This window comes from Pseudomonas sp. YJ42 (assembly GCF_047225135.1).
In the GTDB taxonomy this organism is placed as follows: Bacteria; Pseudomonadota; Gammaproteobacteria; order Pseudomonadales; family Pseudomonadaceae; genus Stutzerimonas; species Stutzerimonas stutzeri_E.
Window position 1 is genome coordinate 1,241,866 of the sequence record NZ_CP178378.1, and the last position, 23,690, is coordinate 1,265,555.

Consider the following 23,690-nt stretch of genomic DNA (forward strand, 5'->3'; position numbering starts at 1 on the left):
ATGGAATTAGAGACAAAAAACAGGCCGCGTATCATAGCCAATCTGTGTAAAAAAACACCAGCTTTCCGGCCAGATCGCCATTGGCTACCTGCTTGTGGGTCCATCTATCCGCATGCGCCCTTAGCTCCGTCTCGTGCGCCAGCAGGCCGGCCCAAGCGAGGCCACTACCAACGCCATCGTTCCAGGCTCGCCAGAACTCACGCAATGCAGCCGTAGCCTGCGGAGAAAGATCGTGGATATATAGGTCCAGAAAGGCGTTGAGCTTGTCCCAGTGCGCATCTTCCTCCTGGGGGTAGATATGCCAGACCAGCGGGCGCCCCGCCCATTGCGCGCGAATGAAGGACTCCTCGCCGCGTACGGCGTTGAAGTCACAGCACCACAGAAGCATGTCGTACTGGTTTTGCGTCATGAACGGCAGCACTGCGATCTGCAGCGCTCCCCGGGCATGGCGGTCGCCAGCCTGTAGCTGTTCCAACCCCAACCAGCGCGCCACATCACCGAGAACCCGCCCCTCCGGCACCAGCAACTGCGTCGGACGCGTATCGACAGCCAGCGCATCGAGCCACTGCGCAACGGCCTGGTTTTCGTAAGCGAACAGCGATATCAACCGCGCGCCAGGCTGTACGGCCAGCTCGAAATTCTGCAGAAAGGCTTCACGCAGCGTTGGACTTTTCTGGAACGCCTCCCGCCGTGCCAGCAGATCGCCTTCGCGAATCAAGCCACCGGTGCCTTGCTCGAAACCTGGAAAGAAAAAATACTTTTGCAGGCCATCGGGCTGCATCGACGGCAGCGCATGGCAACCCACCACCCAATCTTCTGCGCTGAGGTATTCCAGGTTTAGCCAGAGAATACGACGCTCACTGCGGGCCATCGCCTCGATATAGGCCGCGGGCAGCTGGCAGGCGAAGGCCTCGATCACCACGTCAGCCGGCTCGGCACCCGGCCAGTCGGCTGACCAGTGCCGCACGTCGACGCCGTCATGCCATTGCTGACTGACCGTGGCACTGGTACCCGGACAGAGCCGGGCGAAGGTGTTCAGATCGTCAACCCAGAGCCGTACCCGCTGACCATGCTCGGCGACCAACTGCCGCGCCAGACGCCAGGTCACGCCGATGTCGCCATAGTTGTCGACGACAACGCAGAAGATGTCCCAGCTGGCTCTGACCGACAAACCCACTACTCCTTTGCAAGAAACGCCCGGACCACGTGCTTAGGTGCAGTCCTGAGGGATCAGAATACAGGCTTGGTGGCCGAACGGGCGCAAACGGCAGACACAAGCGATCGCCGGAGCCGATGACACCAGGGCAATGAAACGATGGGGATAGATAGACGTTATGGAGGTGAACCCTACCAGCCACACCCCGGCACACAATGTCACCGCTGCGGCTGCTCCCTTCCGGGCCTGACCGGGTTCACGGCTGATCGTTGCGGGGGGACCGGCAGGGCCCACCATAACAAAACCCGCCTGGCGGCGAGCGGCGCCATTGTACCGGCTTATTCCCAACTTACAACCATCCATGCGGGCCATGCAGGCGCTAACGCATTGACGCGCCAGGTATTAAAAGAACGCAGCGGATCGGCAACCCCGACCGACAGCGAAAGGTGCAGCTCGCCATCGCGAAGCTGCGTCGTAAGAACGGCGAAAGCCAATCATCCGTTTTATTAGGACGATACACACCACCGCATGGTCGAAGTGAAGTATTGCCCAGCTCAGCCTGACGCAGTTTCATCTCGATGAAGCTGCGTCCGCCAGACCGGGGAGCACCCTCCTCGTCACCGCCCGTCAGCCCGGATAAAAATATAGGTGTCATGTGTCTTCTATCGACCCGAACCCCTATGCAAAAACAACGGTCTGTTCGAGGATAGGGAACGCAATAGCGTTGCCGTTTTGCTCTCGAAACGGCACCAGGACCGAACGAACCAGCGCAGTTGTCGCGCAGCGGAGACTGGCGGCGCTATCGAAAGAGGTAAGCATGAGCAAAGCTCCCATTGCCATCGTCGGCACCGGCATTGCAGGGCTCTCCGCCGCGCAGGCCCTGCATGCGGCCGGACAACCCGTACAGCTGTTCGACAAGAGCCGCGGCCTGGGCGGACGGATGGCCAGCAAGCGCAGCGACGCCGGCCATCTGGATCTCGGTACTCAGTATTTCACCGCACGCGACCGGCGCTTCACCGAGGCCGTACGTCAGTGGCAGACCCAGGGCTGGGTCGCCGAGTGGTCGCCCAACCTCTATCAGTCCCGCAGCGGGCAGCTGTCGCCCTCGGCAGATGAGCAATTGCGTTGGGTGGGCGTTCCCCGCATGAGTGCGATTGCTGCCGGACTGCTCGGCGAGCTGCCAGTCAAGCTTAGCTGTCGAATAACGGAAGTCTTTCGGGGCGAGGAATACTGGAAACTGGTCGACGCCGACGGAAACAGCCATGGTCCGTTCAGCCAGGTGGTCGTCGCCATTCCTGCGCCCCAGGCCAGCACGCTGCTGGCTTCGGCACCGAAGCTGGCCGCCGTCGCCGCCAGTGTTGCAATGGAACCCACCTGGTCCGTCGCCCTGGGCTTCGCCAAGCCGCTCGAAACCAGCCTCGAGGCCTGCTTCGTTCAGGACGACTCGCTTGACTGGCTGGCCCGTCATCACAGCAGGCCCGGACGTGACGACCCGCTCGACCTATGGGTGCTGCACGCCAGCAGTGCCTGGAGCCGGCAACACCTCGACATGGCCAGGGAATCGGTGATTGAACATTTGCACGGCGCGTTTGCCGAGCTGATCGACTGCGTGGTGCCCGCTCCAGAATTCACCCTTGCCCATCGCTGGCTCTACGCACGCCCGAGCCAGTCTCATGAATGGGGCGCATTGGCGGATGCCCACCTCGGGTTGTATGCCTGCGGCGACTGGTGTCTCTCAGGCCGCGTCGAAGGGGCCTGGCTCAGCGGCCAGGAAGTCGCGCGACGGTTGCTTGAACAGTTATAGCCGACCATCTCTCCAGCCCGGGCCGTCGATTGAAAGGCGGCGCCGGCGACACCGCACCGCGAAATAGCCCAAACCAGGCCGAGCATCACATCGATCCAGAACCGAAGAACAGCGCCTAGCCAAACGCGGTATCGAGAAACATCATAACCGCGAAGCCGCCCATCAAGCCGACCGTTGCCGGGGTCTGATGACCGTTGCGGTGAGTTTCGGGAATTACCTCGTGCGAGACCACGAAAATCATCGCGCCAGCAGCCAATCCGAGACTGATCGGATACGCGACGGCTAGACCACTGGATATTCCCAGTCCCACCAACGAGCCGAGCGGCTCCATCAAGCCGGATGCTGCAGCGACCAATATCGAGCGCCCTGGGGAGAGACCGGTGGTCCGCAAAGCCAACGCGACGGCCAGCCCCTCAGGAATGTCTTGTATGGCAATCGCCGTGGTGAGCGGCAAACCGACACCCAAATCGCCATTGGCGAAACTCACTCCGATCGCCATGCCCTCCGGAACGTTGTGAAGAATGATCGCAAACACGAACAGCCAGACCCGGCTTATGCGCTGGTGATTCGGACCAAAGGCGCCCGCGCTTTCATGCTCATGCGGCGTGAAATAGTCCAACCCGAGCATCAGCAACACGCCGACCCCGAGGCCAGCCACGACGGTCAATGCGGCGGCCGGCCCACTTCCGAACAGTTCCCTGGCGGCGGCAATGCCAGGGAGAATCAGCGAGAACGAACTGGCGGCGAGCATCATGCCGGCAGCGAAGCCCAGCATGCTGTCCTGGGTGCGCGTAGAAATATTGTTCAGCACGATGGCCATCAGCGCACCCAACGCCGTGGCAACGAAGCCCGCCGTACCGCCGAGCAACGCGTAGCGGACGTTGCTCTCGTTGCCGTTCTGAAGCGCGTTATAGCCACTCGCAATCGACAACAGCAGTACGACCAGAAGTGTGCCTGCCAGGCCTAATGTAACAACGGGGTTTGCCTGCGCATGCGCGATCCATACCGAGCGTAGCGTCGCTGCTGCGCTTTGAGTGCTTGCCATGATGAAGGCCCCATATAATGTCTTTGTCGCCAATGCAGCAAGTGAGATGCGCGGACGGTCAAGCTGCGAGCGACCCACGGACACCACTATGCCAAAGGCGCGACGAGCGTCTTACGGGATATGACCATAAGCGACTCGCTGAGTTTGGATGCAGGGCCCGGCCGATGCATGGCCTCGATCCCAACGCACACTGACCATCCACTCGCGACACCGGGAACTTAAATTGATCGAGGGGCCCTGACGATCAGGCGCAGGACACGGGAGGAACGCTGGCGGGGATTTTTACCAAGCACACTTGGCCGGTGGAAATATCGTCTCGGCGGCCCAGGATTTTGGAGCGATGCGGTCAGCCAGCGGTAAATGGAAGCAGCAATCGCCGTGTTCGTGATTGAAAACAGCGCACGCCAAACCGCATAAGAATGCGAAAACGAAAAAAGCGACCTTAAGGTCGCTTTCTCTTCGCGCTTCAGCGTCTTTTATTTAAGGCGTGAAGCAAATTTGGAGCGGGAAACGAGACTCGAACTCGCGACCCCGACCTTGGCAAGGTCGTGCTCTACCAACTGAGCTATTCCCGCATCATTTGCAACAAAAATGGCGTCCCCTAGGGGACTCGAACCCCTGTTACCGCCGTGAAAGGGCGGTGTCCTAGGCCACTAGACGAAGGGGACGCAGCCCGGAAACTACAGCTTTCATTCCGGCTTCCAGCGTCTGCGATGTGCTTCACGCTGCAAGTGGCGCGCATTCTATGGACCCCTGGTAGGGTCGTCAAGCGTCATGTGAAAATTTTTTCGAGCTTGAATCTGCTGAGGTGCATTGAGCTATCAGCTTGACATCCAACGCTCTACACTCGGCATAAAACCGCCCGAAGAGAGGTGCGTCTCGTGTCCCCAGTTCTGATTGCAGGGTTGGTCATCGCTGGCCTGTTCGTACTGATAGCAATTGGCGTCATCAACCAGATCGTCGAAAAAAACAATCTGGAAAAGGCTCGCATGCGAGCCGAGCTCAGTGATCGCATGCGCCGCTGCGCCAATCTGTCCGAGAGTTTTCCAGGGCAGATGATGACACCCGCGCTCAAGCTATTGCTGGCGCGCCTGGAGCTGCATCTAGGCGAACGGCTATTGCCGCTGGACAAGAAGAACGCGACCGTCAGCACTCGCATCGACGCGCTGCGCAAAGCTGTTGCCCAGGGCGAGGAGATTCCGTTACAGAACGCGCCGGTGAAGGTGGTCACCGAGGCCCAGGCCAAGGAAATACGCCTGCTGCTGGAAGATCTGCACGCTCAGATAATATGGGCCAACAAACAGAATCAGCTGGATTCAATAGCCGCCAAACGCTGGATTCAGCAAATCCAGCGGATGATGGTGATACTGCACGTCGAGTACTTCACCAACGTCGGTCAGCAGGCTCTGCAGCAAGGCAGTGCGCACAAGGCACGCCTAGCCTTCGAACGGGGTATTCAGCACGTACGCAAGCAACCCAACCCGGCCGAGTATCAGGCCCAGCTGGCGCAGCTCGAAGCGAGCTATGCGCATGCCAATAAGCTGGAGCAGACACAACTGCAACCAAACCTTGACGAACCCAGCGAGCTGACCGAAGGTTTGAAAAACCTCGAAAGCGAAGATGACTGGAAAAAGAACAACATTTACTAGGCGTGAGCCGGGACGTGGCTTGGCAGTGATTTGAGCTGCAAGACGCACCAGCGATCTTGCGTACCTCGCCGCAATACTGACCTTCGCACCCGGCTGCCACTATCCCTGTCGCGGAGAATCTGTATGTCGCTAACCGTTTTCGGTGCTCCCCTGTCGCCATTCGTTCGCAAAGTCCGCCTTTGCCTGCTGGAGAAAGGCTTGGATTACCAGCTCGAAGTCGTCATGCCTTTCACCCCACCCGAGTGGTATCTGCAGCTCAACCCGCTTGGCCGCATTCCGGCCATGAAGGATGGAGAGTTGTGCCTCGCCGACTCCAGCGTGATCTGCCAGTACCTTGAAGAGACCTACGAACAGACCGCGCGGCTGTACGGAAACAGCTCAGTGGAGCGCGCGCAGATTCGCTGGCTGGAGAAATATGCTGATTACGAGCTGGCGCCTCTGACCACTTTCGGAGTGTTCCGCAACCGCGTACTGAAGCCGAGCGCTGGCCATCCGTGCAATGAAGAAAGCGTGCAAATCGCACTGAACCAAAAGCTGCCACCGCACTTTGACTATCTCGAACAGCAGTTGGGCCAACGATCTTATTTTGTTGGCGATCGACTCTCGATGGCCGATATCGCCCTCACCTGCCAACTGATCAATATGGAGTATGGCGGCGAGCTGATCGATGCCAATCGCTGGCCGAAGCTGGTGGAGCACTTCGCACGGGTAAAAACGATCGCCTCAGTACAGAGCCTGCTTCCCGGCGAACAGCGAATGACCGCCAAACTCATCGAAATGGGCAAAAAGGCGGTGCAGCCCAGCTGACTCCGATGCGCGCCTGCGTGGGCAAGACCACGCGTCGCTCGGAGGCAGCGACCTCACACAAGGCCACCGTACGGCTGAAACGAGCGGCCCCTTCGCGGCAAATGGCTTATCGAGCCCCGGAGCGGGCTCAAGCGCACCATGCGCTGCCCTGTCGTTCCCTCAGAGCAGGTGGATGCCCACCCATTGCCGAGCGAACTGATAGGCACAACGACCGTTTCGATTGCCCCGTGCGGTGGCCCAGCGAATCGCGTCTTTCTCCAGCGCGTCATCCCAGCGCCAACTCAGTCCGGCCTGCTCGGCCAGCGAACCGATCCAGTGCCGCACCACGTCCAAATAGTGCTCCTGACTAAAGGGATAGAACGACAACCAAAGGCCGAAGCGATCCGACAGGGCGATCTTGTCTTCCACCGCTTCGTTGGGATGCAGTTCGCCATCGATCATTTGCCAGTTTTCATTATCGCTCTGACGCTCAGGCACGAGATGCCTGCGATTCGACGTGGCGTACAGCAGAACGTTTTCCGGCGCACGCTCCAGCGAGCCGTCCAGTACGCTTTTCAGAACGCGGTAATCGCCCTCACCCGCCTCGAATGAAAGGTCATCGCAGAACACCACGAAGTGCTGAGATTGGCTGGCGAGCTGATCGACGACTTTCGGCAGATCAGCCAGATGGTCACGCTCGATTTCGATCAGGCGCAACCCTGCTGACGCATGCTCAGCCAGCAGAGCCCGAATCAGCGAAGATTTGCCTGTCCCGCGCGCGCCCCAGAGCAGGACATGGTTCGCTGGCAAGCCGGAAACGAACTGACGGGTATTGTTCGATAGCAGCTCTCGCTGTCGATCGATACCGATCAAATCCGCCAGATTCAGATCGAGCGACACGCTCAGCGCCTGCAGATAACCGCCCTGCCCCTCGCGGTGCCAGCGCGCCGCCAAGCTACGGCTCCAATCCACTGGCTCACGTGGCGCAGGCAGCAGGGGTTCAAGGCGCGCCATCAGTGCATCGGCGCGCTGCAGAAAGGCCTTCAGCTCGGCATCCATTTCAACGACTCCATTATGGGCATGCAGACACGTCTCTTCAGGCGCTGCTGCGAAGGGTTACAGATGAGCTTCGATGTGCGCTGTCAACGCCTCCGGCGGAGTGCGCGAAGAGAAACGCTCAACCGAGCGTCCATCATCAGCGATCAGAAACTTGGTGAAATTCCACTTGATTGCCTTACTGCCGAGCAAGCCCGGGGCGCGCTTCTTGAGCTGCACGAACAACGGGTGGGCCTCGCCGCCATTGACCTTAACCTTGGCAAACAGGGGAAAACTGACGCCGAAGTTGCGCTCGCAGAAAGCAGCGATCTGTTCCTCGTCATCCGGCTCCTGGTGGCCGAACTGATCACAGGGGAAGCCGAGCACCACCAAACCTTGCTGGCGATAGCGATCCCAGAGCGCCTCCAGCCCCTTGTACTGGGGCGTGAAACCACACTTGCTGGCCGTATTGACCACCAACAACAGCTTCGCATCGAAGTCGGCAAGGGTCTTCTGCTGACCGTCAATGGTGACGCATGGAATTTCGAACAACGGATCGCGCATGGCGGTATCTCGTGGAGGCGTTGCGAAACGCCGTCAGACGACGCGCGGCTTGTGGTTGAGCGAAGCAGAATTGATGCAGTAACGCATACCGGTCGGCGCTGGGCCGTCGGGGAACACGTGACCAAGATGAGCATCGCACCGCGCGCATTTGACCTCGATACGATGCATGCCGTGGCTGAAATCATCGACGCTGGCAATCGCCGTGTCACTGACGGGCTGGAAGTAGCTCGGCCAACCACAGCCGGAATCGAATTTGGCATCCGAGTCGAACAACGGCGCATCGCAACAGGCGCAATGATAGGTGCCGGGCGTCTTGGTATCGTTGTACTTGCCGGTGAATGGGCGCTCGGTGGCTCCCAGTCGGCAGACTTGAAACTGCTCGTCGGAGAGCTCTTCACGCCAGATTTCAAGCGGTTTTTCAAGCTTGTCCATCGTTACACCTCTTAAGGGTCTGTTTCCGTTTCGTTCGCAAGCCGCGTTGCTGCAGGTAAATGGTTGTTCCTTGTCAAATCCCGCAACGCGGCATGGCGAAACTTGCCGCGCAACCCGAAGAGCCGGAGCCTGTTTTTGCGCGCTGCGGCGTTATTCGTCGTTCATTTGGAATAACCAAACTTCCCTCCTCATGCCTTGCCTCGCGCAAAAACAGGCTCCGGCGCGACCGCAAACGAAGCGGAAACAGACCCTCTCTTAAAAAGGGCGGATCTGTACCTTTTCCGGTGGTCGGGCCGCACGTATGATGCGTTGCTCTTAGACGCCTAGTCTGGCAGCGAGGTTGCAGGCTGCCAAGGCGCCGGGGTTCATGCCAAACGCCGCCTGTCATCCACAAGCCAGGCGCGTCTTCACTTCGGGACACTCAGGATCATGCAGGTCAGCAAATCGAACAAGCTCGCCAATGTCTGCTACGACATCCGTGGGCCAGTGCTCAAGCACGCCAAACGCCTGGAAGAGGAAGGCCATCGCATCCTCAAGCTGAACATCGGCAACCCGGCGCCGTTCGGTTTCGAAGCGCCGGAGGAAATCCTTCAGGACGTGATCCGCAACCTGCCAACGGCGCAAGGTTACAGCGATTCCAAAGGCTTGTTCAGCGCCCGCAAGGCGATCATGCAGTACTACCAGCAGAAGCAGGTGGAAGGCGTGACCATCGAGGATATCTACCTCGGCAATGGCGTGTCGGAGCTGATCGTTATGTCCATGCAGGCGCTGCTCAACAACGGCGACGAGGTGCTCATTCCGGCACCCGATTACCCGCTATGGACCGCAGCAGTGAGCCTGGCGGGCGGTAAACCGGTGCACTACCTGTGCGACGAGCAAGCCAACTGGTGGCCGGATCTGGCCGACATCAAGGCCAAGATCACGTCCAATACCAAGGCGCTGGTGCTGATCAATCCGAACAACCCAACCGGGGCCGTCTATCCGCGCGAAGTACTGGAGGGCATGGTCGAACTGGCTCGTCAGCACAAGCTGGTGCTGTTCTCCGACGAGATCTACGACAAGATTCTCTACGACGATGCGGTGCACGTCTGCACGGCGTCCCTGGCGCCTGACGTTCTCTGTTTGACGTTCAATGGCCTGTCCAAGTCCTACAGAATCGCCGGCTTCCGCTCCGGCTGGGTGGTGATCACAGGGCCCAAGCACAAGGCGCAGAGCTACATCGAGGGCATCGATATCCTCGCCAACATGCGCCTGTGCGCCAACGTGCCGTCGCAACATGCCATCCAGACAGCCCTCGGCGGCTATCAGAGCATCAACGACCTGGTGCTGCCGCCGGGCCGGCTGCTGGAGCAACGCAACCGAACCTGGGAACTGCTCAACGACATTCCCGGCGTCAGCTGCGTGAAGCCGATGGGCGCGCTCTATGCCTTCCCTCGGATCGACCCAAAGATCTGCCCGATTCACAACGATGAGAAGTTCGTGCTCGATTTGTTGCTCTCCGAGAAGCTATTGATCGTTCAGGGCACCGCCTTCAACTGGCCATGGCCGGATCATTTCCGCGTGGTCACCCTGCCCCGGGTCGATGATCTCGAGCAGGCGATCGGTCGCATTGGCAGCTTCCTCAAAACTTACAGCCAGTAGCTTCGATGGATTTGCAGATCGATGACTTCTACCGGGACGCCGCGGCCGGCCTCCTGATGCTCTATCAGGCGTTCCCACGGAAGATAACCCTGTATGTAGAAGACCTCATCGGTCACGAAGAGCCCGACGAGTTCGGCCTACCCAGCAAGCGGCATCAGAGTTGTCTGGGCGCGCTGCTGTGGCTGGCCGAAGAAGGCTATGTGCGATTCGAAAGCACTATTCAGTTTCTCGCTGTCGACCAGGCCGTGCTGACCGAAAAGGCATTCCTGTGCTTGACCCGTACGCTCGACGACACCGCGAATGGTGTCGAATCCCCTCCCCCCAGCGTACGCCGGGTTCACTCGAGCCTGGCTTACCAGCTCCGCCAAGCACTACAAGAGGGGCATGGCGAACGGCTCGCTCAACTGACCCGCCAGCTATTCACCAGCACCCTATCCAGCCAGCCCTGAGCGCATCGGCGGTACAGGCGACATAGCTTGAAATAGTCGCCCGGTTGAATAGCGCCGGCCCGCCCCTTATATAGCCTATCGTTCCTTATTGTTCCCCTTGGAGTCTGCCGCAACATGATGCGCATTTTCTTGTTCTTGGCCACTAACCTGGCTGTATTGGTCGTTGCCAGCATCACCCTGAAGCTACTCGGAGTGGATCGTTACACGGGTCAGAACTACGGCAGCCTGTTAGCATTCTGTGCCGTCTTCGGATTCGCCGGTGCACTGATTTCGCTGTTCATCTCCAAGTGGATGGCGAAGATGAGCACGCGCACCGAGATCATCAGCCAACCCCGCACGCGCCATGAGCAATGGCTGTTGCAAACCGTCGAGCAGCTTTCCCGCGACGCCGGCATCAAAATGCCGGAAGTGGGTATTTTCCCCGCCTACGAAGCCAACGCGTTCGCCACCGGCTGGAATAAGAACGACGCACTGGTCGCCGTCAGCCAGGGATTGCTCGAGCGCTTTTCGCCGGACGAGGTCAAAGCCGTACTGGCTCATGAGATCGGTCATGTATCCAACGGCGACATGGTGACCCTGGCACTGATTCAGGGCGTGGTGAACACATTCGTCATGTTCTTCGCGCGGATCTTCGGTAGCTTCGTCGACCGTGTGATCCTGAAGAACGAAGACGGTCACGGTATCGGCTACTTCATTGCGACCATCTTTGCGGAACTGGTGCTGGGCATTCTTGCCAGCATCGTTGTCATGTGGTTCTCGCGCAAGCGTGAATTCCGTGCTGACGAAGCAGGCGCACAGCTGGCCGGCACCAGCGCGATGATCGGCGCGCTGCAGCGGCTGCGCGCGGAACAGGGCGTGCCGGTGGATATGCCGGACAGCCTCAAGGCTTTCAGCATCAACGGTGCCCTGCGTAACGGCCTGGCGGGATTGCTGATGACGCACCCGTCGCTGGAAGACCGCATCGAGGCCCTGCGCCAGCGCGGTTGAACGAACGGATCGAAAAAAACGAGGGCGGCGCCAGCCGCCCTCAGCCCTGGAATGCAAAAGCGACGCCCTCCTCTCAACGCTCGTACTCAGCCGGTGCCGTTCCAGTAGATGCCAACCAGGCGAATATCGAATTCAGGCTCGTGAAGCACCCAAAGCTTCTGCGAAGCGTTCGAGAACACCTCGCCAACATAGCGGGGGCGTTCTATTGCCGGCCGCCGAGCCGATAGCAACTTTCATCCAGGCGCGTTAGCCCGCGTTGGAGAAATTTCCAGTTGCCGTCGTCGTCCAGCACGTTTGCCCGTTCCTGCAGCTCAAGGTTCCAATGCAAGCCAAGGGACTGCCGAACTTCGGCGTCACTCACAGCGAATGGCGGGCCAGCCATTTGTTCCTGTTCGTAATCCAGGGTAATCAGCAAACCCTGACAGCTCGGCGCAAGGATATCCGTCAGGTGTTCGACGTAGCGCTGACGCATGTCTGGGGGCAACGCAATCAACGCAGCACGATCGTACAGTCCCTGGCAGTCGGCCACGTCTTGATGGCTTAGCGAGAAGAAATCGCCACAGCGGATTTCCAGCGCGCCGGCGCGATAGACCTTGAACTCGCCCTGGATGCTCACCTCGGCTGGCAGCTGTTGCTCGGCGAAAAAGTCTTCGACCGCGCGCTCGCTCAGCTCGATGCCAAGCACCGCAAAGCCCTGCTCGGACAACCAGGCCATGTCGAGACTCTTGCCGCACAGCGGCACCAGCACCCGGGCACCTTCGGCCAGCTGCAAACCGGGCCAGTGGCGGCGTAGATAAGGATTGACCTCGTTCAGGTGAAAACCGATTTCGTTGCGTGCCCAGCGTCGTTTCCAGAACCCTTCATCCATACCCAGCCCCTCATAAGCGATGATGATGGCTGGAGCTTATCAGAGCCGCCGGTAGCGATCGCATCGAAGCGGTTCAGCCGGTTCGTAAGGCGGTTTCCGGGTCCATGCCAGCATCACGCATTTGAGCCAATTTGTAGCGCAGGGTGCGTGCGCTGATCCCCAGCCGGTCAGCGGTCTCCTTGCGGCGACCGCGCTCTGCTCGCAAGGTCTCGAGAATCACCTCGAACTCGCGACGACGCAGATCTTCACCCAGCGCACCAGCCGTCTCGGCAGATCCTGTCGAAGCAGCCTGAGATGGGTACACCGGCGCGATGCTGGCTGCGGAACTTCTGGCCAGCGCAGCGAAGCCGGCCGTGGACGTCAGACATAAATCCTCGGGGCGGATCAGGCCGCCTTGCTGCAGAATCAATGCGCGCTGAATGGCGTTGTCCAACTCGCGGACATTGCCCGGCCAGGCGTGACCGAGAAGGCAATCACACGCCTCGGCCGTAAGCATGGCGCTTGGCTGACGCATTTTCCGCGCATGATTGGCCAGCAATCGCTCGGCCAGCGGCACGATGTCCGCCGGTCGGTCCCGCAGCGCCGGCCAGGCGAGCGGAAACACGGAGAGCCGATAGAAAAGATCCTCACGGAAACGCCCGTTACGAACCTCATCAGCCAGGTCACGGTTGGTCGTAGCGACGATACGGATATCCAACGGTATAGGTTTACGACCGCCGACACGTTCGACCTCGCGCTCCTGCAGCACGCGCAGCAACTTGGCCTGAAGCGCCAGCGGCATCTCGGAAATCTCGTCGAGCAGCAGCGTGCCGCCTTCGGCCAGCTCGAACTTGCCCGGCTGCGTGGCGATGGCGCCAGTGAAAGCACCTTTCTCGTGACCGAACAGAGTCGCCTCGAGCATATTGTCCGGTATTGCCGCACAGTTGATCGCAATGAAAGGCTTGTCGGCGCGCGCTGATTGCTGATGGATATAGCGGGCCAACACCTCTTTGCCGGTACCGGACTCACCGGAAACCAGCACGGTCGAATCGCTACGCGCGACTCGGGCCGCCAGAGCCAACAGCTGCTGACTTGTCGGTTCGACGGCCACCGGGCCATCCTCGTCGGCTGAACCAAGTTGGCCACAAGCATGGCGAGCGACCAGTCCGAGCAGAACGTGCGGCTCAAACGGCTTGACCAAATAATCCACCGCCCCCTGACGCATCGCCTCGACCGCTCGCTCCACAGCACCAAACGCCGTCATCAGCAGGACCGGTAGCTGCGGGTATCGCTGGCGGACCAGCCCCTGCAAGGCATGACCGTCCATACCAGGCATGTTCACGTCACTGACGATCAGGCCGAAGCCACCCTGCTCCAGCGCCCGCAGCGCGGCCTCGGCGCTATCGACCGCGTGATAGGAATAGCCACCGAGCTCGAGCGTATCGCCTAGCGCCTCGCGTAGAGCACGGTCGTCTTCGACCAGCAGAATCTTCGCAGCCATGGGCTTCACTCCGAAATTGCCGGCAAGGACGCCGGAAGCAACGGCAGCTGAAGGGTCGCACAGGTTCCTCTACCCGGCCGGGAACGCAACTCAAGCGCACCTGAGTGAGCCCGCGCCACCGATTTGACCACCGCCACACCCAGCCCGGTTCCAGTCGCTCGGGTGGTAAAAAAGGGTTCCCCGAGTCGGGACAGGGTTGCCGCATCCATTCCTGCACCATTGTCGCTGATGCTGATACGCAGCACTGCGTCACGCGCATAGAGATGCACTTTCAGTCTTGGCTGCTTGCCACAAGCCTGCAGCGCGTTCTCCATCAAGTTGAGCAGCGCACCGACCAGCGTGTCGCGATTACACAGAAGCGCGCCGCTCGAGACATCGCATTGCCAGCGAACAGCAACACCCTCCACTTTCGCTGCGGCCGCTGCACGCAGCGCAGCCAGCAGTTCGGCCGGAGCCAGCCGATCCTCCAGAGGCAGGTCGCCGCGAGCGAACACCAGCATGTCGCGGACCTGATGCTCCAGTTCGTTCAGGCGGTCTTTCAGGCGGCCGGCGAAGCGCTGTTGCTGCTCGACGGACAAGCCGCCCTGCTCCAGGTGGCTGGCATAAAGCAACGCGGTGGAAAGCGGCGTGCGGATCTGGTGAGCCAACGATGCCACCATCCGCCCCAGCGCCGACAAACGCTCGTGACGCGCCAGCTGTTCCTGCAATCGTCGCGTCTCGGTCAGGTCGGTCAGCAACACCAACTGCCCAGGCTCGCCATTCAACGAACGCGTAGCGATGGACACGCGACGTCCATCCTTCAGCGAGATTTCATGGCCATCGTCCTTACGCGGAGCGAAGCTGCGGGTGATCACCTCGCGCCAGAGCGCCCCTTCGAGCGGCCCGCCTAGCAGCTCCAGCGCTACCGGATTGGCTTCGCGGACTACGCCCTGGCCGTCAATGACGATGACGCCGCCAGGCAATAGGTCCAGCAGACTCTGCAGACGATTGGCCAGGCGTTCTTTCTCTTCGAACTCGCGCCGGCGCTGCGCACTGGTTTCAGCCAGTTGGTCTTTCAATTCGGCCACACGCGTCTGCAGGAATTGCTGGGACGCGCCCAACCGACCTGACATGCGGGTAAACAGCTCAAGCGATTGCTCGAGCTCACCGCTTGCTGAGGTCTCGCTCGGGCACTGGTTTAACGCTGATGAGGAGAACGCTGAAGGCACTGGCACTCGTATCCGTCAAAAGATGGTCGGTGAAGTGACGACAGCAAGGATCATGCCCAGGACCTGTTGCTGCCACGTCGCGTGCAGCAGAACGGGAACAAACTCTAGCGGTATTGAAGAAGGATCGGCGGGGATATCACGCCGCCGCGGTTAGCGGCGTGGGGGAAACGTTATTCGTCCGTGTCGTCTTCGCGGCGATTCATGCCGTACTTGCGCATTTTTTCGACGAGGGTCGTCCGCCGAATACGCAGGCGCTCGGCAGCGCGTGCAACCACTCCACCCGCATCCTCGAGCGCTTGCTGGATGAGCCCCTGCTCCAGATTACCCAGATAATCCTTCAGGTCGAGGCCTTCCACCGGGAGCATGGCGTGGGCGTCGGCGGCGACAATGGGCGCATTGATTGCAGCACGCTCCTCCATTTCGTCATGAACGCTGATGGCGTACTGCTCGTCATCGTCATCGACATGGCGAAACTTCTTCGGCAACTCCATCACGCCGATCACGCCATAGGGATGCATGATCGCCATGCGCTCGACGAGGTTGGCGAGCTCGCGCACGTTGCCCGGCCAATCGTGACGACAGAGCGACATGATCGCAGCCGAGTTGAAGCGAATGGAACCACGCTTTTCATGTTCCATGCGAGAGATCAGCTCGTTCATCAGCAGCGGGATGTCCTCGATGCGCTCGCGCAGCGGGGCCATTTCGATGGGGAAAACGTTAAGGCGATAATAGAGATCCTCGCGGAAGCTACCGTCCACAATCATCTTTTCCAGATCCTTGTGGGTCGCCGCGATTATCCGGACATCGGCATTCTGCGTACGATTGCTGCCCACTCGTTCAAAGGTGCGCTCCTGCAAAACCCGTAGCAGCTTGACCTGCATAGGCAGCGGCATGTCACCAATTTCGTCGAGGAACAGCGTTCCGCCTTCTGCCAGTTCGAAACGACCGGCACGGGACGTGATCGCCCCGGTAAATGCGCCCTTCTCATGGCCGAACAGTTCGCTTTCCAGCAACTCGGCCGGAATCGCCCCGCAGTTGACGGGAACGAACGGTCCACCACGGCGTTTGGAATGGTAATGAAGGTTACGCGCAACCACCTCTTTACCGGTTCCCGACTCGCCGAGGATCAATACGCTCGCTTCGGTATCGGCGACCTGTTGCATCATTTGGCGGACGTGCTGGACCGCGCGACTCGTGCCCACCAGGCTGCGGAACAGGTTGGGCTCGCGTTGCCGTCCTCGCGCCTTCGCCTGGTCATACATTTCTCGATAGACCTGGGCCCGATGAAGCGAATCGAGCAGCTTGTTATAGCTCGGCGGCATCTCGAGGCTGGTCAACACGCGCCGACGAATCTCGTCCGGCCAGTCCGTCGGTACGGGCTCACCAATCAACATTAGCGGCAGATTTTCGTCCCACTTGCTGAGCTGCTTGAGCAACTCTACCGCGCCGCCCCTGGCCGAAACGTCACCGAGCATCACGCCGAGAATGCTGCGGCTCGACTCCAATGCCTCGACCGTACCCTGCCACTCGTTGCTGGCGCAGGCCAGATGGTCCTCGCTCAGAAAATTAAGAATGACCGCCAAATCGCGGCGACGATCCTGATCGTCATCTATCAACAAAATTTTGGTTTCACGCCACATCTTGTTTATAGCTCTAGAGGCTGAAAGGGGGGCCGCGCTCGTCTTTGATAAAAACGGTTACGCCATCGGCAGATAGCCAGTAGTTAATTAAAAAAAACCCGCCGAGTCAAATTTATGACGTGATTCAACGACAAAAGATCAAAAATCGACTGATTGTAGGCAAGGCAGAGGGGAGCGAAGTGCAGCGATCAGCGGAGCGGTCGTTCGCCTAGTCCACGGACACGTTTCGAATGCCGTGGCCACCAAGACGAGTTGCCGGATTAAAGTTGCCGGACGTATGCGGCCACGCTGATGTTCCCCACCGACTTCTGTTCTGATGAGCAGAAGTCATCCTGATCTCAACCAAACAGCTTATATACGTTGGCGTTGCGTTGAGATTGATTGAGCTGTAGCAGTTCGTCCGCGACGCGCCGCTGCTCGGTCTGGCAGGTGACGACCAGCTCCTGGTAGAGATTTACCAGCTCTTGCAGCCGCTGCCGAAGTGCCGGCTCGTCCTCACGAGGCTCAACCATCGCTGCCTCAACGACCTGCCGGCACTGCAGATCCAGGACGCTGATCGCCGTCCAGTCCTGCTGTGCCATCGCATCGCGTAACGCGCTGCGGGTTTCTTCAAGACGTTTGACTGCTGCACTCATGAATCCGCTCCGGATGAACTGGTTACAAGGCCGAACCTACGCGGCCACACGGCACTGCTGGCGGTGTCTGAACCTTTATCGGCAACCTGCGAAACGTCTTTAACGTTGTCATGAAAATCGAGGCTGCGGCGCATCAGTGCAAGGCACGCAGCCCCGTAGGAACGCTTGGAGGCGCGACCGGCTCCCAAGGCCCATCGGGCCGGCCAGCACAATACCAGTCGCCGTCCCAGCGGTAGTAGAGCCGCTCACGGTAGAACATGTCCCGCCCTTCCACGACATAGACCCCTAGGCGATTGTCCCAATGCGCAGCGGCATGTGGCGGCGGCGCATAACGTGGATGGCTTTTTTGCGTAGCGGGCGGGCGCGGGGCCGGAGGCGTACGCACCGGCGGTGGACTCGTGACCGGTTCGCGAGGCTCCGACACCGGCGGGGTCGGTCGGCGTGCCGGCTCAGATGTTTGATAGGGATTACCCGCGCAGGCTCCCAACAGCAATGCCAGCATCACTACGCCGCCAGCCCTGGGCAAGCGATATACCGCTGTCGAAACCAAATCCGTCATTGTCACTGGCCTCCTGAACCCTGGCGATCAGGGCGTTTCAGGTTGATCGATGGTCAGCTTGACCGAGCCGCCGGTGCTCGGTGCCAGCGGTTCGCTGCTGCCCTGCCATTCGCCCTGTGTGGCGTTTCCATCTCTGGAAATACGAGCGAACAGTTTGACCTGTTCGAAGTTGGACAAGCGAAGTTGCGGAGTCATTGCATCGGCATCGCTCAAACTGACCGTAGCGGGCAGATCGGCCACGGTCAGGCGCTTCACAGCCAATGGCATTGGCGGGCCGGACAGCGCGCGAGCAAAAACGAATACGGTGTCAGTGGGCCGCACCTCATCACTCAACGCGGCGCCCAGCTGCACATCGACGGTCAGTTCGGGACCGACAGCGGCAGTGGTTTCGCTTGCCGGTTTCTTCGCGCTTGGCGAAGCCGGTTCGCCGAGCTGTTCTCGGGCTCGGGCAATGCCACTCTGAATAGCTTCACGCGAGGGGTCCTCGGCGGGCAGCGTTGCGACCAGGCGCTCCCAGAACCCTATCGCCTCATCGAAACGCTGCTCTTCGTAGGCTGCAATGCCCAGCAACCCGAGGCTGGTGACTTCGTGAGGATCGCCCTTGAGCGCTTCGTCGGTCAGCTGCTGCATCTGCGTCGACCATTGGCGGTCTTCGGCAAAATAGAGTGCCTGCGCCCATTGCCCCAAAAGCTCCGGCTGGCGACCCGCGCGCTTGATGAGCTGCTCATAGGCTGCGGCCGCATCGGCGGGACGATCCTGGCGCATATAAGTTCTAGCCAGGAAATACCAGGCCTCGGTGGACTCGGGCTGTGCCTTCACTGCGCGCTCCAGCCTCGTCGTCATTTCTTCCATGGTTCTAGGTTGCTCGGCGAATTCGCGCGCCAGCTCAAGCTTGTCGCTCGCCCCCCAATGCAAGTACAGGCCGTACCCCAGCAACGGCATGAGAATCGCCGCAATCAGCGGCACCGCTCGGCCCAGGTTGCTGCGCCGAGAAGTATCGTCACCCTCGGTGTCGTCTAGCAGCTCACGCGCCGCATCGGCTCGTCCCACCTCGAACTGCTCCGGGGTGAGCGTCCCTGCCGACTGCTGTGCGGCCAGTTCAGCGAGCCGCTCTTCGTAGAGCGCGACATTCAGGGCCGTCCGGTCCTCTTCCGCCTGTATCCGACGCCCCCGCATCAGGGGAAGCAACAGAAACGCCAGGGCGGCCAACAACAGCAGGCCTGCACCTATCCAGAAATCGATCATGGTTCTTTTTTATCCAACAACATGGCGAGACGCGCACGCTCGGCCTCGGAAAGAGTGTTCGACACCGAGCCGGCAGAGTTTCGACGGCGGCGGATCAAGATGAACGCCAGCACGCCGAAACCGAGTACCAGCAAAGCAATAGGGCCATACCAGAGCAAGAGCGTCTTGGCATTGACGGGCGGCTTGTAGCGGACGAAATCGCCGTAACGGGCGACGAGGTAATCCACTATCTGCTCGTTGCTCTGCCCCTCCTCCACCATGCGGTAGATTTCGCGACGCAGGTCCATAGCGATCGGCGCGTTGGAGTCGGCAATGTTCTGGTTCTGGCACTTGGGGCAACGCAGCTCCTCGACCAACGTGCGGTAACGCTCCCGCTCAGCATCGCTCTTGAATTCATAGGAGTCGATTGCCGCCTGCACGCCGCCAACCAGACACAGCGCCAGCACAATCCCCTGGATCAGCTGCTTCATTCGTCCACCAGTTCTTGATACAGCGCGGCGAGTTGCTCGCGCCAGACGCGCTCATCGATGACGCCGACGTATTTGTGGCGAATGATTCCCTGCTTGTCGACGATGAAGGTCTCGGGGGCGCCATACACGCCCAAGTCCAAGCCCAGACTGCCCTGCTCGTCACTGATGTTCAGCTGGTAGGGGTCGTGAAAGTCCTTAAGCCATTTCTGCGCCGCGGCATTGTCGTCCTTGTAGTTGACGCCATGAATGACCACGCCCTGCTCCGCAAGCTTGTTCAGTACCGGATGTTCGACCTTGCAGGCGACGCACCAGGTCGCCCAGACATTGACCAGTGCTGGCTTGCCCTTGATATCCGCGGCGCTGATCAGCCGCTGTGGATCCTCGACCGAAGGCAGCGTGAACGACGGTATCGGTTTACCAATCAACGCCGACGGCAGCTCGGTCGGATCGAGGAACAGCCCACGATATAGAAACACGGCGACCAGCAGGAAGATCGCCAACGGCAGCAACATCAATACTCGTTTCATTAATTAGGCTCCTTGCCGGGCCAAGCCGAGCGCGTCGCGGACGCGGGTCCTGACCTTCACCCGGTAGCGCTTGTCGCTGACCGACAGCACGCCCCCCAGCGACATCAGCAATGCGCCCATCCAGATCCAGCGAACGAACGGCTTGATATGCACCCTCACCGCCCAGGCGCCGTTATCCAGGGGCTCGCCGAGAGCCACATAGAGATCGCGAGTGAAGCCTGCATCGATGCCCGCCTCGGTCATGGGCATCTGCTGCACGGTGTAGAGACGTTTCTCCGGATGCAGCGTCGCCACCTGCTTGTCGCCCTCGAAGACGCGAATGGTGCCCTTATCGGAGGTGAAGTTGGGACCTTCGAAATGTTCGGCACCATCGAAAACGAAGCTGTAACCACCCAACTGCAGCGACTCTCCGGGAGCCAGACGCAAATCTCGCTCGTCGCTCTGTTGGCTCGTCAGCACCACTCCCAGCGCACAGACCACCAGACCGAAATGCGCCAACTGCATACCCCAGTAGCTCGGCGCCAGGCTTCTGATCCCCTTCAACAGGCCTTTATGACGGGTCTTGTCGAGTATGTCGCGCACCCCGGCGGCTACCACCCAGGCAGCCAGCAGACATACTGCCAGTACGGCCCAGTGGAAATCGCCGAATAGCATCGAGCCCAGCCCACCGAGGACGGCGCTGGTGATCAGCACCGGGATCAGCATGCCGACCAGCCATTTCACCGGCGTGTCCTTCCAACGCACCAGCACACCTACGGCGAGCGCGAGCATCAACGCGCCGATGAGCGGCAGGAACATCGCATTGAAATAAGGGGGACCGACCGAAAGCTTGGTATTCGACAGCGCATCGAGCAGCAGTGGATACAAGGTACCCAGCAAGATCATCGAGGTGGCGACCACCAGCAACAGGTTATTGACCAATAGCAGCGTTTCCCGCGACCACAGGCCGAAACCGATCTGGCTCTTTACCACCGGCGCGCGCAGGGCGAACAGCGTCAGCGAACCACCGATCACAATCAGCAGGAACGCCAGAATGAAAACACCACGCGCTGGATCGGTCGCAAACGCATGCACTGAAGTCAGCACGCCGGAGCGAACCAGGAAAGTACCCAGCAGACTGAGCGAGAAGGCTGCGATGGCCAACAGAACCGTCCAGCTCTTGAAGACACCACGCTTCTCCGTCACCGCCAGCGAATGAATCAACGCCGTGCCCACCAGCCAAGGCATGAAGGACGCATTCTCCACTGGATCCCAGAACCACCAACCGCCCCAGCCCAGTTCGTAATAGGCCCACCAGGAGCCGAGGGCGATACCGATGCCCAGGAAGGCCCAGGCGATCAGCGTCCAGGGGCGCGACCAGCGTGCCCAGGCGGCATCCAGGCGACCTCCAAGCAGTGCGGCAATGGCAAACGCAAAGGCTACCGAGAAACCGACATAGCCCATGTAGAGCATCGGCGGATGAACCACCAGACCGAAATCCTGAAGCAACGGATTGAGGTCCCGTCCGTCCATCGGTGCCTGCGGTAGCAGCCGTTCGAAGGGGTTTGACGTGACAATCAGGAACAGCAGGAAGCCGATGCTGATGAGCCCCATGACGCCCAGTACCCGAGCCAGCATGTCTTCCGGCAACTGGCGCGAGAAGATCGATACCGCGAAGGTCCAGCCCGCCAGGATGAAGGCCCATAACAGCAGCGACCCCTCGTGTGCCCCCCACACCGCGCTGAATTTGTAGTACCAGGGCAAGGCGCTGTTGGAGTTCTGCGCAACATAGGCCACGGAGAAATCATCCACCATGAAAGCGTAAGTGAGGCAAGCGAAAGAGAACGCCAGGAACGAGAACTGTCCCCACGCGGCCGGTTGCGCCAGCCCCATCCATTGCTGATCACCCCGCCAGGCACCGATCAATGGAAGCGTGCCTTGTACCAAGGCCAGGCACAGCGCCAGAATCATCGCCAGATGACCGAGTTCAGGGATCATTTCGCGTACTCCTGCTCGCCACCCACGTAGGGCTTGCTCTTGCCGCTTTTCTCAAGTGCTGCCGTGACTTCTGGCGGCATGTAATTTTCGTCATGCTTGGCCAACACCTCGTCAGCGACCAGCATGCCGTCGGCATTCATGCGCCCCAAGGCGACGATTCCTTGCCCCTCACGAAACAGGTCAGGAAGAATCCCTTGGTATTGAATGGTCACTGACTGAGCGTAGTCAGTGACACGAAAGGTCACCGTCAGCGAATCGTTGCTGCGTTGTACCGACCCCTCTTCGACCATTCCGCCCGCACGGATCCGCGTGCCTTCCGGCGCTTCGCCCGCGGCGATCTGCGTCGGCGTATAGAAGAGGTTGATGTTCTCTTGCAGAGCAGACAATGCCAGCGCCACCGCGATACCGACGCCAGCCAGAATGGCCAGTACGATGTACAGACGCTTCTTGCGCACAGGATTCACTTCATTTCCTCCCGGCGCAAACGACGCGCCTCGTCTTGCAAATAACGCCGACGCGCCATTACCGGCAACGCCACGTTGAGAATCAGGACCGCCAGGCTGATGCCATAAGAAGTCCAGACATACAGGCCATGGTTGCCCATGGCAATGAAGTCGGAAAACGAGGAAAAATTCATAAAGCTTTACCCGCCAACGCTTTCACCTCGGCTTTTACCCAGCTGCTTCGCGACTCGCGGCGCAGCACTTCCAGGCGCATGCGCATCAGTAGCACCACGGTGAAGAAGCAATAGAAGCCCAGCACCATAACCAGCAGTGGCAGCCACATCTCGGCCGGCATGGCCGGCTTCTCGGTAACGGTGAAGGTCGCCGGCTGATGGAGCGTGTTCCACCATTCCACCGAATATTTGATGATCGGAATGTTGACCACCCCGACGATGGCGAGCACCGCGCAGGCCTTGGCTGCGCTGTCACGATTGCTGATCGCCTGCCCCAGCGCAATGATGCCGAAGTACAGGAACAGAAGGATGAGCATCGAAGTAAGCCGGGCGTCCCATACCCACCAGGCGCCCCAGGTCGGCTTGCCCCACACCGCACCGGTGAGAAGCGCGATAAAGGTCATCCAGGCGCCGATCGGCGCGGCCTGCTGCAGGGCGACGTCGGCGAGCTTCATCTTCCAGACCAGGCCGACAATGCCGGCGACGGCGAGCATTACGTAGATAGATTGCGCCAGGAAAGCGGCGGGCACGTGGATATAGATGATGCGAAAGCTGTTGCCTTGTTGGTAATCCTGCGGCGCAAAGGCCAGGCCCCAGACGACGCCGACACCGATCAGCAGCAACGCGGCCCAGCCCAGCCAGGGCATCCAGCGGCTGCTGATCTCGTAAAACCATTTGGGCGAACCCAGTTTGTGGAACCACGTCCAGTTCATAGAACCCGCCTCACATCCACCACACAGGGCGATACTGCCTTGAAAAAGGGCAGCCGCCTCTTGCCCGCGATCAGTAAACTCATCGTTATCGAAACCACTCGTCTCGTATCGGTGACTCGCGCTCCGCTATCGGATAGATCCATG

The 23,690-nt window shown here is 59.9% G+C and carries 24 protein-coding genes, 2 tRNA genes and 1 other RNA gene; 6 read left to right on the forward strand and 21 right to left on the reverse strand.

Going from position 1 to position 23,690, the window contains the following annotated elements; genetic code table 11:
* Positions 1-31: 31 nt before the first annotated feature.
* Positions 32-1,171 (reverse strand): elongation factor P maturation arginine rhamnosyltransferase EarP, encoded by a 1,140-nt coding sequence (gene earP, locus ACL0K2_RS05400; RefSeq protein WP_413043964.1) that lies wholly within the window; start codon positions 1,169-1,171, stop codon positions 32-34.
* A 174-nt stretch (positions 1,172-1,345) separates the two neighbouring features.
* Positions 1,346-1,442, reverse strand: an RNA gene (gene ffs, locus ACL0K2_RS05405) — signal recognition particle sRNA small type.
* Between the two features lie 531 nt (positions 1,443-1,973).
* On the opposite strand from ffs, the gene ACL0K2_RS05410 reads away from it, so the two are divergent.
* Positions 1,974-2,960 (forward strand): NAD(P)/FAD-dependent oxidoreductase, encoded by a 987-nt coding sequence (locus ACL0K2_RS05410; protein ID WP_413043965.1) that lies wholly within the window; start codon positions 1,974-1,976, stop codon positions 2,958-2,960.
* A 115-nt stretch (positions 2,961-3,075) separates the two neighbouring features.
* On the opposite strand, the gene ACL0K2_RS05415 is transcribed toward ACL0K2_RS05410, so the two are convergent.
* The 3 genes from ACL0K2_RS05415 to ACL0K2_RS05425 all read right to left on the reverse strand — a co-directional run bounded on the left by ACL0K2_RS05415 (position 3,076) and on the right by ACL0K2_RS05425 (position 4,673).
* Positions 3,076-4,005 carry a ZIP family metal transporter gene (locus ACL0K2_RS05415; RefSeq protein ID WP_413044442.1) on the reverse strand — a complete coding sequence of 310 codons (930 nt, stop codon included), beginning with the start codon at positions 4,003-4,005 and terminating at the stop codon, positions 3,076-3,078.
* Between the two features lie 499 nt (positions 4,006-4,504).
* Positions 4,505-4,580, reverse strand: a tRNA-Gly gene (locus tag ACL0K2_RS05420).
* A gap of 17 nt (positions 4,581-4,597) precedes the next feature.
* Positions 4,598-4,673 (reverse strand) — tRNA-Glu (locus ACL0K2_RS05425).
* Positions 4,674-4,886: 213 nt separating this feature from the next.
* Between ACL0K2_RS05425 and ACL0K2_RS05430 the strand changes: the two genes are divergently transcribed.
* Together ACL0K2_RS05430 and ACL0K2_RS05435 are read left to right on the forward strand one after the other, a co-directional pair.
* A complete protein-coding gene (locus tag ACL0K2_RS05430) occupies positions 4,887-5,654 on the forward strand; it encodes a hypothetical protein (RefSeq protein ID WP_196298668.1) in 768 nt (255 codons plus the stop codon).
* 123 nt (positions 5,655-5,777) lie between these two features.
* Positions 5,778-6,461 (forward strand): glutathione S-transferase family protein, encoded by a 684-nt coding sequence (locus tag ACL0K2_RS05435; protein ID WP_045162692.1) that lies wholly within the window; start codon positions 5,778-5,780, stop codon positions 6,459-6,461.
* Between the two features lie 159 nt (positions 6,462-6,620).
* On the opposite strand, the gene ACL0K2_RS05440 is transcribed toward ACL0K2_RS05435, so the two are convergent.
* The 3 genes from ACL0K2_RS05440 to msrB are packed head-to-tail and all read right to left on the reverse strand — an operon-like array spanning position 6,621 to position 8,471.
* Positions 6,621-7,499: an ATP-binding protein gene (locus ACL0K2_RS05440; protein WP_045162693.1), complete on the reverse strand. Its 879-nt coding sequence runs from the start codon at positions 7,497-7,499 to the stop codon at positions 6,621-6,623.
* A gap of 57 nt (positions 7,500-7,556) precedes the next feature.
* Positions 7,557-8,039, reverse strand: a complete 483-nt coding sequence (locus ACL0K2_RS05445) for a glutathione peroxidase (protein ID WP_239611900.1) — start codon at positions 8,037-8,039, stop codon at positions 7,557-7,559.
* 33 nt (positions 8,040-8,072) lie between these two features.
* On the reverse strand, positions 8,073-8,471 hold the full coding sequence (gene msrB, locus ACL0K2_RS05450; protein WP_413043966.1) for a peptide-methionine (R)-S-oxide reductase MsrB: 399 nt from the start codon (positions 8,469-8,471) through the stop codon (positions 8,073-8,075).
* Between the two features lie 429 nt (positions 8,472-8,900).
* Here msrB and ACL0K2_RS05455 point away from each other — a divergent pair, with 429 nt between their 5' ends.
* The 3 genes from ACL0K2_RS05455 (at position 8,901) to htpX (ending at position 11,548) form a co-directional block, all read left to right on the forward strand.
* On the forward strand, positions 8,901-10,112 hold the full coding sequence (locus ACL0K2_RS05455; RefSeq protein ID WP_413043967.1) for a pyridoxal phosphate-dependent aminotransferase: 1,212 nt from the start codon (positions 8,901-8,903) through the stop codon (positions 10,110-10,112).
* Between the two features lie 5 nt (positions 10,113-10,117).
* Positions 10,118-10,561, forward strand: coding sequence for a hypothetical protein (locus tag ACL0K2_RS05460; RefSeq protein ID WP_413043968.1), 444 nt, complete (start codon positions 10,118-10,120; stop codon positions 10,559-10,561).
* Between the two features lie 114 nt (positions 10,562-10,675).
* Positions 10,676-11,548: a protease HtpX gene (gene htpX, locus ACL0K2_RS05465; RefSeq protein WP_045162698.1), complete on the forward strand. Its 873-nt coding sequence runs from the start codon at positions 10,676-10,678 to the stop codon at positions 11,546-11,548.
* A 202-nt stretch (positions 11,549-11,750) separates the two neighbouring features.
* On the opposite strand, the gene ACL0K2_RS05470 is transcribed toward htpX, so the two are convergent.
* The 13 genes from ACL0K2_RS05470 to ACL0K2_RS05530 form a co-directional block, all read right to left on the reverse strand.
* Complete coding sequence (locus ACL0K2_RS05470; protein ID WP_413043969.1) at positions 11,751-12,416, reverse strand: thiopurine S-methyltransferase; 666 nt, start codon at positions 12,414-12,416, stop codon at positions 11,751-11,753.
* Positions 12,417-12,489: 73 nt separating this feature from the next.
* Positions 12,490-13,896 carry a sigma-54-dependent transcriptional regulator gene (locus tag ACL0K2_RS05475; protein WP_045162700.1) on the reverse strand — a complete coding sequence of 469 codons (1,407 nt, stop codon included), beginning with the start codon at positions 13,894-13,896 and terminating at the stop codon, positions 12,490-12,492.
* A 5-nt stretch (positions 13,897-13,901) separates the two neighbouring features.
* On the reverse strand, positions 13,902-15,008 hold the full coding sequence (locus ACL0K2_RS05480) for a sensor histidine kinase (RefSeq protein ID WP_413043970.1): 1,107 nt from the start codon (positions 15,006-15,008) through the stop codon (positions 13,902-13,904).
* A 266-nt stretch (positions 15,009-15,274) separates the two neighbouring features.
* Positions 15,275-16,744, reverse strand: coding sequence for a sigma-54 dependent transcriptional regulator (locus ACL0K2_RS05485; RefSeq protein ID WP_045162702.1), 1,470 nt, complete (start codon positions 16,742-16,744; stop codon positions 15,275-15,277).
* A gap of 338 nt (positions 16,745-17,082) precedes the next feature.
* Positions 17,083-17,379, reverse strand: coding sequence for a hypothetical protein (locus ACL0K2_RS05490; protein WP_045162703.1), 297 nt, complete (start codon positions 17,377-17,379; stop codon positions 17,083-17,085).
* A gap of 133 nt (positions 17,380-17,512) precedes the next feature.
* The gene (locus ACL0K2_RS05495) at positions 17,513-17,938 is read right to left on the reverse strand and encodes a hypothetical protein (RefSeq protein WP_413043971.1); all 426 of its coding nucleotides are present in this window, start codon (positions 17,936-17,938) and stop codon (positions 17,513-17,515) included.
* 27 nt (positions 17,939-17,965) lie between these two features.
* Positions 17,966-19,183, reverse strand: coding sequence for a c-type cytochrome biogenesis protein CcmI (gene ccmI / locus ACL0K2_RS05500; RefSeq protein ID WP_045162704.1), 1,218 nt, complete (start codon positions 19,181-19,183; stop codon positions 17,966-17,968).
* Positions 19,180-19,653, reverse strand: coding sequence for a cytochrome c-type biogenesis protein (locus ACL0K2_RS05505; protein ID WP_045162705.1), 474 nt, complete (start codon positions 19,651-19,653; stop codon positions 19,180-19,182). The genes ccmI and ACL0K2_RS05505 overlap by 4 nt, the downstream gene beginning before the upstream one ends.
* The gene (locus tag ACL0K2_RS05510; RefSeq protein ID WP_045162706.1) at positions 19,650-20,180 is read right to left on the reverse strand and encodes a DsbE family thiol:disulfide interchange protein; all 531 of its coding nucleotides are present in this window, start codon (positions 20,178-20,180) and stop codon (positions 19,650-19,652) included. Before ACL0K2_RS05510 ends, ACL0K2_RS05505 begins: the two co-directional genes overlap by 4 nt.
* 3 nt (positions 20,181-20,183) lie before the next feature.
* On the reverse strand, positions 20,184-22,157 hold the full coding sequence (locus ACL0K2_RS05515; protein WP_239611894.1) for a heme lyase CcmF/NrfE family subunit: 1,974 nt from the start codon (positions 22,155-22,157) through the stop codon (positions 20,184-20,186).
* Positions 22,154-22,621 (reverse strand): cytochrome c maturation protein CcmE, encoded by a 468-nt coding sequence (gene ccmE, locus ACL0K2_RS05520; RefSeq protein WP_413043972.1) that lies wholly within the window; start codon positions 22,619-22,621, stop codon positions 22,154-22,156. Before ccmE ends, ACL0K2_RS05515 begins: the two co-directional genes overlap by 4 nt.
* Entirely contained in the window at positions 22,618-22,794 is a 177-nt protein-coding gene (ccmD, locus tag ACL0K2_RS05525) for a heme exporter protein CcmD (RefSeq protein WP_045162709.1), read from the reverse strand. The genes ccmE and ccmD overlap by 4 nt, the downstream gene beginning before the upstream one ends.
* Entirely contained in the window at positions 22,791-23,546 is a 756-nt protein-coding gene (locus ACL0K2_RS05530; protein WP_239611893.1) for a heme ABC transporter permease, read from the reverse strand. Before ACL0K2_RS05530 ends, ccmD begins: the two co-directional genes overlap by 4 nt.
* Positions 23,547-23,690: the final 144 nt, after the last annotated feature.

Coding starts and splice junctions, on each gene's coding strand:
- ACL0K2_RS05485 (WP_045162702.1), bottom strand. CDS start 16,744: ATGTGGCGTGAAACCAAAATTTTGTTGATAGATGACGATCAGGATCGT.
- ACL0K2_RS05410 (WP_413043965.1), top strand. CDS start 1,974: ATGAGCAAAGCTCCCATTGCCATCGTCGGCACCGGCATTGCAGGGCTC.
- ACL0K2_RS05455 (WP_413043967.1), top strand. CDS start 8,901: ATGCAGGTCAGCAAATCGAACAAGCTCGCCAATGTCTGCTACGACATC.
- ACL0K2_RS05505 (WP_045162705.1), bottom strand. CDS start 19,653: ATGAAGCAGCTGATCCAGGGGATTGTGCTGGCGCTGTGTCTGGTTGGC.
- ACL0K2_RS05475 (WP_045162700.1), bottom strand. CDS start 13,896: ATGGCTGCGAAGATTCTGCTGGTCGAAGACGACCGTGCTCTACGCGAG.
- ACL0K2_RS05440 (WP_045162693.1), bottom strand. CDS start 7,499: ATGGATGCCGAGCTGAAGGCCTTTCTGCAGCGCGCCGATGCACTGATG.
- ccmI (WP_045162704.1), bottom strand. CDS start 19,183: ATGATCGATTTCTGGATAGGTGCAGGCCTGCTGTTGTTGGCCGCCCTG.
- ACL0K2_RS05470 (WP_413043969.1), bottom strand. CDS start 12,416: ATGGATGAAGGGTTCTGGAAACGACGCTGGGCACGCAACGAAATCGGT.
- htpX (WP_045162698.1), top strand. CDS start 10,676: ATGATGCGCATTTTCTTGTTCTTGGCCACTAACCTGGCTGTATTGGTC.
- ACL0K2_RS05480 (WP_413043970.1), bottom strand. CDS start 15,008: ATGTCAGGTCGGTTGGGCGCGTCCCAGCAATTCCTGCAGACGCGTGTG.
- ccmD (WP_045162709.1), bottom strand. CDS start 22,794: ATGAATTTTTCCTCGTTTTCCGACTTCATTGCCATGGGCAACCATGGC.
- ACL0K2_RS05515 (WP_239611894.1), bottom strand. CDS start 22,157: ATGATCCCTGAACTCGGTCATCTGGCGATGATTCTGGCGCTGTGCCTG.
- ACL0K2_RS05415 (WP_413044442.1), bottom strand. CDS start 4,005: ATGGCAAGCACTCAAAGCGCAGCAGCGACGCTACGCTCGGTATGGATC.
- msrB (WP_413043966.1), bottom strand. CDS start 8,471: ATGGACAAGCTTGAAAAACCGCTTGAAATCTGGCGTGAAGAGCTCTCC.
- ACL0K2_RS05435 (WP_045162692.1), top strand. CDS start 5,778: ATGTCGCTAACCGTTTTCGGTGCTCCCCTGTCGCCATTCGTTCGCAAA.
- ACL0K2_RS05460 (WP_413043968.1), top strand. CDS start 10,118: ATGGATTTGCAGATCGATGACTTCTACCGGGACGCCGCGGCCGGCCTC.
- ACL0K2_RS05510 (WP_045162706.1), bottom strand. CDS start 20,180: ATGAAACGAGTATTGATGTTGCTGCCGTTGGCGATCTTCCTGCTGGTC.
- ACL0K2_RS05530 (WP_239611893.1), bottom strand. CDS start 23,546: ATGAACTGGACGTGGTTCCACAAACTGGGTTCGCCCAAATGGTTTTAC.
- ACL0K2_RS05490 (WP_045162703.1), bottom strand. CDS start 17,379: ATGAGTGCAGCAGTCAAACGTCTTGAAGAAACCCGCAGCGCGTTACGC.
- ACL0K2_RS05445 (WP_239611900.1), bottom strand. CDS start 8,039: ATGCGCGATCCGTTGTTCGAAATTCCATGCGTCACCATTGACGGTCAG.
- ACL0K2_RS05495 (WP_413043971.1), bottom strand. CDS start 17,938: ATGACGGATTTGGTTTCGACAGCGGTATATCGCTTGCCCAGGGCTGGC.